This is a genomic window from Streptomyces sp. NPDC093225, from assembly GCF_044753805.1.
Lineage (GTDB): Bacteria > Actinomycetota > Actinomycetes > Streptomycetales > Streptomycetaceae > Streptomyces.
In genome coordinates, this window is the sequence record NZ_JBIVNX010000047.1 from 50,368 (window position 1) to 58,865 (window position 8,498).

At 72.9% G+C, this 8,498-nt stretch carries 9 protein-coding genes; 5 read left to right on the top strand and 4 right to left on the bottom strand.

What is annotated here, in order from left to right; genetic code table 11:
• Window positions 1–16: 16 nt before the first annotated feature.
• Together ACIQCH_RS31000 and ACIQCH_RS31005 are read left to right on the top strand one after the other, a co-directional pair.
• A complete protein-coding gene (locus tag ACIQCH_RS31000; protein ID WP_402586352.1) occupies window positions 17–1,159 on the top strand; it encodes a hypothetical protein in 1,143 nt (380 codons plus the stop codon).
• Window positions 1,156–2,568, top strand: a complete 1,413-nt coding sequence (locus ACIQCH_RS31005) for an MFS transporter (RefSeq protein WP_402586354.1) — start codon at window positions 1,156–1,158, stop codon at window positions 2,566–2,568. Before ACIQCH_RS31000 ends, ACIQCH_RS31005 begins: the two co-directional genes overlap by 4 nt.
• 64 nt (window positions 2,569–2,632) lie before the next feature.
• On the opposite strand, the gene ACIQCH_RS31010 is transcribed toward ACIQCH_RS31005, so the two are convergent.
• Both ACIQCH_RS31010 and ACIQCH_RS31015 read right to left on the bottom strand, forming a co-directional pair.
• Window positions 2,633–3,151 (bottom strand): GNAT family N-acetyltransferase, encoded by a 519-nt coding sequence (locus ACIQCH_RS31010; protein WP_402586356.1) that lies wholly within the window; start codon window positions 3,149–3,151, stop codon window positions 2,633–2,635.
• A 107-nt stretch (window positions 3,152–3,258) separates the two neighbouring features.
• The gene (locus ACIQCH_RS31015; RefSeq protein WP_402586358.1) at window positions 3,259–4,137 is read right to left on the bottom strand and encodes a S1 family serine peptidase; all 879 of its coding nucleotides are present in this window, start codon (window positions 4,135–4,137) and stop codon (window positions 3,259–3,261) included.
• Between the two features lie 234 nt (window positions 4,138–4,371).
• On the opposite strand from ACIQCH_RS31015, the gene ACIQCH_RS31020 reads away from it, so the two are divergent.
• The gene (locus ACIQCH_RS31020; protein ID WP_402586360.1) at window positions 4,372–4,710 is read left to right on the top strand and encodes a DoxX family protein; all 339 of its coding nucleotides are present in this window, start codon (window positions 4,372–4,374) and stop codon (window positions 4,708–4,710) included.
• Window positions 4,711–4,891: 181 nt separating this feature from the next.
• Entirely contained in the window at window positions 4,892–5,983 is a 1,092-nt protein-coding gene (locus ACIQCH_RS31025) for a serine hydrolase domain-containing protein (protein WP_402586361.1), read from the top strand.
• A 96-nt stretch (window positions 5,984–6,079) separates the two neighbouring features.
• On the opposite strand, the gene ACIQCH_RS31030 is transcribed toward ACIQCH_RS31025, so the two are convergent.
• Both ACIQCH_RS31030 and ACIQCH_RS31035 read right to left on the bottom strand, forming a co-directional pair.
• Window positions 6,080–7,102: a beta-propeller fold lactonase family protein gene (locus ACIQCH_RS31030; RefSeq protein ID WP_402586362.1), complete on the bottom strand. Its 1,023-nt coding sequence runs from the start codon at window positions 7,100–7,102 to the stop codon at window positions 6,080–6,082.
• Between the two features lie 145 nt (window positions 7,103–7,247).
• Window positions 7,248–7,679 carry a DoxX family protein gene (locus tag ACIQCH_RS31035; protein WP_402586363.1) on the bottom strand — a complete coding sequence of 144 codons (432 nt, stop codon included), beginning with the start codon at window positions 7,677–7,679 and terminating at the stop codon, window positions 7,248–7,250.
• A 97-nt stretch (window positions 7,680–7,776) separates the two neighbouring features.
• On the opposite strand from ACIQCH_RS31035, the gene ACIQCH_RS31040 reads away from it, so the two are divergent.
• Window positions 7,777–8,337 (top strand): TetR/AcrR family transcriptional regulator, encoded by a 561-nt coding sequence (locus tag ACIQCH_RS31040; protein WP_402586365.1) that lies wholly within the window; start codon window positions 7,777–7,779, stop codon window positions 8,335–8,337.
• Window positions 8,338–8,498: the final 161 nt, after the last annotated feature.

The following is an 8,498-nucleotide window of genomic DNA, read 5'->3' on the forward strand; positions in this document are numbered from 1 at the left end:
GGAAGGAAGGCGGCCGATGACCGCACTGCCGAAACCCCAGCTGATCATGAGCAGGACCCGCACCACCCCGGTCGGCTCCGGCCTCCCGGGCGCCCGGCGCATCCGCACCACGCGGAACGACCGGCCGTACCACTACATGGTCCACAGCCCCCACTTCGCCTACGAGGAGTACGCGATCCACCTCGGGCAGTACGACCGGCTCTCCTTCTACGGCCCGGCCGGCGCCCGCCCGGTCACCGTGCACCTGTACGACTGCCGCGCGGACTCCCCGGAGTACGACCGCAAGCTCGAGGTCGACGTCCCGGCCGACGGCTCGTGCGTGCTGGCCGTCCCGCCCGGCTACGCCCACTGGTTCGAGCACCTCGGCGGTGTCACGACCCGCAACGACTACTCCCTCCACGCCCCGGCCGACCCGGCCACGCCCTGGAACCCCCTCGACGACAACGCCACCCACCCCGTCGAGGAGATGCGCCGGTCCCGGCCGGCCGTCACCGCCAACACCACCGAACTGCCCTCGGCCGCACAGTTCCTGGTCGCCAAGGCCGTGTCGCGCAGCTGGCGGGGCGGGGCCACCGAGCAGGGTGTGGTCGCGACGGCCGAGATAGCCGGCGAGCGCCGCCGCTACTTCATCGACCGGGACCTGACCGGCGACCGGCCGGAGCTGCCGGTGTCCGAACTGGCCACCGTCACCGTCGAGGCGGGTTCGTACCAGTCCATCCGCGACGACTCGTACGGCATCGGGGCCAACGTCGGAAACGGTCTCGCCGACACCATGGTGTGCGACCTTTCGGACGCATGGCCGCTGGATTTCAGCGCCCATCCCCATCTCACCCTGAAGCTGTCGCCCCTGCTGTACGACAATCCCGAGGTGGAACTGCAGCTCGTCGACCGGCGCGCGGACTCCCCGACCTTCGGGGCCGCCCAGGTCCTCCCGTTCCCCCGTGACCCCCGGGCCGTCGTCACCGTCGCGCCCGGCGTGCTGCTGCGCGCCCGCGGCGCCGGCACCCTCCACTACCGAGTCGAGTACGAGGTGCACGACGCCCGCTCGGGCCTGCCCGAACTGTTCGTCCCCGTCCCCGGCGACGCGTTACCGCCCACCTTCGAAGCCCCGGGCCGCACGCTGCCCGAGGACGTCGTACGAGAGCTGGCCTACCAGTGACCACCACCACTCAGCAGACCACCGGCGACGCCGACGGCACCGACGGCACCAAGGGAACCGGCGACGCCGACGGCACCGTCGGATCCGGTTCCGCCGTCGGATCCGGTTCCGCCCTCGGACCTGGTTCCGCCGTCGGGCAGGCGCGCTGGCTCACCCTGCTGCTCGCCGTCTTCGCCGCCCTCGTGCTGGCCCGCTCGCTCAGCGAGGGCATCTACGACATCGCCTTCGCCAACCTCGCCCTCGACCTCTCCGGCCTCGTCAGCACGGTGGGCCTGGTCTACTGCGTCGGGTACGGGGTCGAGGTCGTCGCGTCGGTCGCGGCCGGCCCGCTGCTGGACCGGGGGAGCCCGAAGGCCGTGCTCGTCACCTCGTACCTCGTCAAGATCGCGGTCTTCGGGGTCATCGGACTCGGCTCGGCGTTCCTCTCCTCCCACCTCTGGGCGATCGTCCTCGCCGCCGCCACGGTCGACCTCGTCCACCACCTCGGCGAGATGGCCCTGTTCGTCCTCCTGCCGAGGATCCTCGACCCCACGACCCTCGTCCGCGTCCAGGGCATCGGGGGAACGGTCCGGTCGGCCTGCGAGCTCCTCTCCCCGGTGGTGGCCGGCCTCGCCATCGCGATGCTGCCGGGCTCCAAGGCCCTGCTGGCCGCCGCGGCCCTGCAGGTGCTCGCGCTCGCCGTCTTCGCCGCGCTCGTCGCCGTCGTCGCCCGCCATCCGGCCGCGGACCGGCCGGGGTCCACGACGGAGTCCGCAGCGGGCGCCGACCTCCCGCCCGTGTCCCGCCGCACCGTCGCCGGGACCCTCGTCACCCACTCCGCGTGGCGGCGTTTCGTGCTCTTCCACGGCCTGACCGTGCTCGCCCTCTCCACGGTCATCCTGTCGCTGCTGTCCCTGATGCGGCAGACGCTGGACATGTCTCCCTCCCGCGCCGGCGCCTTCCTGGCGTTCTCCACCATCGGCGCCGTCCTGGGCGGCCTGCTGGTGGCGAAGGGCGGTCCCGAGGGGATCCGGACCAGCCTGCGCTGGGCGCCGGTCCTCGCCGGCCTCGGCACCCTGACCGTGGCGCTGTGCGGCCGCTTCCAGCCCGTCCTCGCCGCCGGCCTCATCGTCTTCGGCCTCGGCTTCACGGTCTACCTGCGCTCGGCCGGGCTCCTCGTCCAACTGCGCGCACCCGCGGCCCTGCTCGGTACCTGGCACGGTCTCGTCGACGCGGTCATCCGGATCGTCAGCGCCGCCGCCATCCTGGCCACCGGCTTCCTGTTCGACCACCTCGGCGGCCGCCCGGTCTACCTCGCCTTCGGCGCGCTGCTGCTGGTGGCCGGGGCCCTGTGGTCCTCGTTCGACGGGGACGACCACGACGCGCTGACCACCACGGCCCTCCACGCGGAGGCGGTGCGGTCCGGCTGAGGGGGCGCGGGGGCGGGGGCGCTGCGGTCCGGCCGAGGGGGCGCGGGGGGCTTCGGCCGGCACGTCATTCGGCGGCCGCGGGCCCCAAGTCCCGTACGAACGCCAGCCCCGGCCGCCCGCCCACCTCCAGCTCCGCCGTCTCCGCGAAGCCGGTGCGCGCCAGCACGGCCCGCGACCCGGCGTTGTCCAGGGTCGTCCTGGCCCGGACCCGCCGCAGTCCGTACTCCGTCCGGGCCCGCCGCAGCACCTCCCGCACGGCCGCCGTCGCCAGCCCCTGCCCGGTGGCCTCGCGCGCGATCCGGTAGCCGAGCTCGGCCTCCCCGTGTTCCACGTCGACCAGGTTGACCCGTCCCAGGACCTGCCCGCCGCCGTCCACGAGGACGTGGAACAGGCACACGCCCGCCGCCTGCTCCGCCAGCAGCCCGCGCTGGCGCTCCTCGAACTCCGCGAAGTAGGCGTCCCCGCGGTCGGGCACCGACGCCGCGAAGTACGCGCGGTTCGCGCGCTCGAACTCCAGTACCGCCGGCCCGTGCTCGGCCGTCAGCAGTTCCAGCTTCGGGTGCGGCTCCAGGTCCTTGTCCATGGGCCCGATGCTACGAACCGCGGGGCGATGGCGCTGCGACGGGTATGCAGCGGCGCCCCGCCACGGGGGGTGGCGGGGCGCCGGTCGTCAGCGGTCGGCGGTGGGCGTCAGCGGCCGAGCAGGCGCAGCATCCGGCGGCCCTCGGCGGACTCGGCCAGCGTCTTCCACAGCTTGGCCGAGCTGGTGGAGGTGTACACGCCCGGCGCGCCCTGCTCCGCGCACCCCTCGCCGTACGACACGATCCCGATCTGGAACGTGCGCCCGGCGACCTTGCGGAACAGCGGGCCGCCGCTGTCGCCCTGGCAGGAGTCCTTGCCCTCGACGCCGGCGCAGACGTTGACGGCCTTGTCGTAGTCCTTGTTCGTCGCCTTGCACTCCGCGTGCGACAGCAGCGGCACCTGCACGCCGCGCAGCCGGTCCGGGTACTGCGTGATCTCGGTGTCGGTGTTGCCCCAGCCGATGACCGTGGCCTTCGCACCCGGGCGCAGCAGGGCGTCGGTGCCCTGCGTCGGGAGCGACACGGCGGCGATGCCGGTGACCGGCTTCGCCAGCTCGACGAGCGCCAGGTCGTACGCCTCGTCGCCCTTGGCGTAGCGCGGGTGGACGGTCAGGGAGCGGACGTCGCGCAGCTGTCCCTGGTTCTTCTTGGACAGCACGGTGCGGCCGACCGTGACTTCGAGCTTGCTCGGCTTCTCGCCGGTGACGCAGTGCGCGGCGGTGAGGACGACGTTCGGGGCGATGAGGCTGCCGCCGCAGAACTGCCGCTGCACGGGGCTGGTCTTGCCCTTGCTCAGCAGCGCCGCCATCCAGGGGTACGTGCCGTCGGCCTGCTCCTTGCCACCGATGATGCCGTCGCCCGGCTTCTGCACGGCGGGGGCGGCGGGCGCGGCGGTGGCCGCGGCCGCCGTCGAGCCGATGAGGGCCAGCGCGGCGCCGGTCGCCAGGCCTATGGACGCCAGGCGGCGGCCGGTCAGGTGCTTGTTCATTTGGGGGGTGGTCTCCGTATGTCCGTATGTCGGTACCGCTGTGACGCGGTACCGCTGTGACGCAGTAACGCGTTGAGCGTCCTACGAGACCGCGAATCCGCGGTCGGGGTTCATCCGGATCCGGATTTCTTGTCGGTGGGCCGTCACATCCGTACGGCCGGCTCCGTCAGTGCGGTGTCCGGCCGCCGATCAGCAAGGGGCCGGCGCCCACAACGACTTCGTGAGGAGCCCCCCATGTCCGGAGCCCAGATCGTCACCCTCGTCGCCGCCTTCCTCTCCGGCTTCTCGGCCGTCTCGGTCTTCCTCAAGGCGGCGTGGGTCGTCGAGCCGCTGGTCCAGTACGGCGTCCCGCGCTCGTGGTGGAACCTGCTCGGCACCGCGAAGGCGGCCGGCTCGGTGGGCCTCCTGGTGGGCCTGGCGGTCCCTCCGATCGGCATCGCGGCGGCCGTTGGCCTCGTCCTGTACTTCACCGGGGCCGTCGTCACGGTCCTGAAGGCCCGCAGCTGGTCGCACGTCGCCTTCCCGATCATCTACGCCGCCCCGGCGGCTGCGGCGCTCGTCCTCGGGTTCTGAGGGTGGGTGGCCCTGTCCGTTTGGGGTCCTGCCGTTCGGGACCCCGAGGAGGGGGTGGGGGTGGTCTCCGGGGCGGCTCAGGGTGATCACCGACGAACGGCGGGCGGTGCGGGGGCGAGGGTTGGTCCGGCGCGAGGAGCGCGCCGATCGAAGCCACCAGCGTCCTGTTCCGGAGCCACCGATGCCCACGCGATCCCCTGCCGCCCGTCGTCGCCTCGCCGCCGCCGGTGTGGCGTTGGCCGCACTCGCCACCGGCCTGGTCGCCGTCCCGGTGGCCGCGGCCGCGGCCTACCGGCCCGCCGCCTACGACTCCGCCGACCACGGCGGCCCGGCGGCTGTGAGAACGCTGCTGGCCGCTCTGCCCGACCCCGTGACGGACGCGGCCCTGGTGCGGGTCACCGGCCGGGGCGTCGGCACCCCGTACGTCGGGACGGCCGGACCGGTCGAGGCCGACGCCCGCTTCCCGGTCGGCAGCGTCACCAAGGTCTTCACCGACGCCCTGGTGCTCCAGCTCGTCGCGGAGCACCGGATCGGCATCGACGAGCCGGTCCGCCCGCACCTGCCCGAACTGATTCCGGCCGCCTATGCGGGCGTGACGGTCCGCCAGCTCCTGGACCACACCAGCGACCTGCCCCGTCCGGCGCGCGTTCCGCTCGCCCCGCACGGCGTGGTCGCGGCTTCCTTCGAGGCGGACGCCACGGCACGTCCCGGCCGCGTCCCGGCCCCCGGCACGGTCCAGCAGTACAACGGACTGAACAGCTTCGTCGCCGGGCTGCTCGTGGAGCGGGTCACGGGCCGCCCGTTCGCCGCCGAGCTCGACCGGCGGATCCTGCACCCGCTGGGCCTGCGCCACACCGGTCTGTCCGCGGACCCGGCCATCGCGTGGGCCTGGTCCGAAGGCGGGCTGTCGTCCACGGCTGCGGACCTCGACGGGTTCCTGCGCGCCCTGCTGGACGGGCGGCTCCTCCCGCCGGCACAGCAGCGGCACCTCTTCGAAGTGCCTGCGGTACCCAGCGGCCCCGAGAACACCAGCTGCCCCCTGCCGACGGCCTGTTTCAGCGCCGGGGGCCTGATGCGGATCGAGCTGAACGGAACCGAGGTCTGGGGCAAGACCGGCTCCAGCGGAGGCTGGACGAGTGGGGTCTTCGCGAGCGCCGGACAGCACCGCAGGACGGCCTACGCCCTGAGGCCGGACTCCCGCGCCACGCCCGAGGCGCAGCGCGCCCGCGTGGTGGAGGTGGTGACGGCCGGTCTCGTCGGACGACACGGCTAGCGCGTGTCTCTGTGATGGGTTGGTCAGTTGATCGGATGCATCCGATGGGTGATCACCTGCGACGACGCGGGATCCGCGCGGTGTTCGGACCTCGGGTCAGGCACTCTTTCCTTGTGCCGCTGCCACGCCGGTCGGCCCGTCGCCCACGGTCACCGTGTCCGTTACGCGGGCTGTCGAGGTGTCGATGACCGACAGCGTGTCCGAGTCGAAGTTGCTGACGTGGACGAGGGAGCCGTCCGGGCTGACGGCGAGGCCGTTGGGGCCGTCTCCCACGGCAACGGTTTCCGTGACGGCGCGGCCGCGGGTGCTGATCACGGACACGTTGTCGGACCCGATGTTGGCGACGTATACCTGTCGTCCGTCCGGGCGCACCCCGATTCCCGCAGGCTGGTCCCCGACCGGGATGCGGTCCGTTTCTGCGCCGTCGTGGACGTCGACCACCGACACGTCGTCCGAGGTCAGGTTGGAGACGTACAGGCGGCGGCCGTCGGGGGTGAGTACCAGAGCGGTCGGTCCGCTGCCGACAGGGATGGTGCCGGTGACCGTTCCGGTGGCGGTGCGGACCACCGAGACGGTGCCGGACGCGGCGTTGGCGACGTACAGGGTGCATCCGTCGGGCGCAACCGCCACGCCCAGCGGGGCATCGCCCACCGCGATGGTGTCCGTCACGGCGCGGCCGCGGGTGCTGATCACGGACACGTTGTCCGACCCGACGTTGGCGACGTAGACGTTCCGGTTGTCGGGCGAGACCGTCACCCTGCTGGGTTCGTCCCCGACAGCGACGGTGGCGATGACCGTCCTGGTACGGGCGTCGATCACCGAAACGGTGTCCGCAGCGGAATTGGTGACATAGACGCGGGAGCCGTCCGGGCTGACGGCCACGCTGTCCGGTCCGTTCCCGACGGGAACGCTGTCCACGACCGTGCCGGTGCCGGTGTCGACGACGGACACCGTGTCGGAGTGGAGGTTGGCGATGTAGACGAGGGCATCAGACCGCGGAGACAGCCCGACTGCCCTCGTCCCCACGGATGCGCCGGCCGGGTTTCCCGGTCCCATCAGCGCCGCTGTCACACAGAGCACCACGGCTGCTCGCTGCGCCAGGTCCTGACTCCTCGTCATGGGGCAACGCTAAGTCTCCGGTGCGGAAAACCACGTGAGGCTCACACTCAGGCTGACCGAACGGCGCATCGTGGCCGCCGCCTACGCCGACTCCCTCTGCACCGGCCGCACCCGGGGCAACCCCACCCAGGGCACGACCCCGTGGTCAGGCGAGCAGCGTGAGTGCCGTGGCGCCCACGAAGACCACCTGGAGCGCGGTGCGCGGTCCCAGGCGGGTGGCTCCGGGCAGCTCCCGGCGGGCGGCCGAGACGTTGGCCGGGAACATGGCGAGCATCATCAGGATCAGTCCGGCCGCCGCCCAGGCGGCCGTCGCCGGCACCAGCACCCCTATCGCACCGGCCAGTTCGAGCAGGCCGGTCACCGTCACCAGCAGCTCCGGCCGCGGCAGCCCCGGCGGCACCATCGCGACCAGCTCGGCTCGCAGCTTCGGGAAGAAGTGCGCGAACGTGGTGAGCAGGAACATCAGCGCGACCCCGACGCGCAGTGACGGCTGCCACGCGTCGAGGGCGTCGACACCGGCGACGCCGGCCAGCCGGGCGGCCAGGAATCCGACGACGAGCGCGATCAGGGGCTCCATCGCAACCTCCACGGGGCAGCTCGAGTTGCTCATATCTTGACGCTGTCAAGTTAGGGTCGGACAGGCCATCTTGTCAATGACAAGTTATGGTGGGGGCATGACGGAACGGCCCTACCACCACGGCAACCTCAGGAGCGCGCTGCTCGACGCCGCCTGCGCGGCCATCGAGGAGACCGGCCCCGCCGCCCTGAGCCTGCGCGACCTCGCCCGGCGGGCCGGCGTCTCGCACGCCGCCCCCGCGCACCACTTCGGCGACAAGGCGGGCCTCCTCACCGAACTCGCCGCCCAGGGCTACGACCTGCTCGCCGAGGCCGTCCGGGCCGCCGGACCCGACCTGACCGAGGCCGGTGTCGCGTACGTCCGCTTCGCCGTCGAGCACCGGGCCCACTTCGAGGTGATGTTCCAGCCGGGCCTCCAGCGCCCCGACGACCCTGCCCTCGACGCCGCCCGCCGGCGTGCCGACCAGGCCCTGGCCGATGCGCTGGCCTCCTCCGGCCCCGCCCGCCGGGCGAACTCCGAGGCCAAGCTCGCGGCCTGGTCGATCGTCCACGGTTTCGCCGCCCTGTGGACCAGCGGCGCGCTCGACGCCCGGACCGGTGACGACCCGGCGGCGCTGGCACGTACGGTCATCGCCAACCTGTTCGCGGCGGACCGCTGACCCTGGGGTCGGGCGGGGTCGGAGGAGTGGGTGGCCGGGGTGGGGCTTACGGCGTTGGGGTTGGGTGGGGTCGTGGTGGGTGGGCGGTGTCGGGCCTGTCCGCCTGCCGAGGGTTTCCGGGCCGGGTCGGGGCGTCAAGGGCGCCCTTCGGGCGTCGCCTG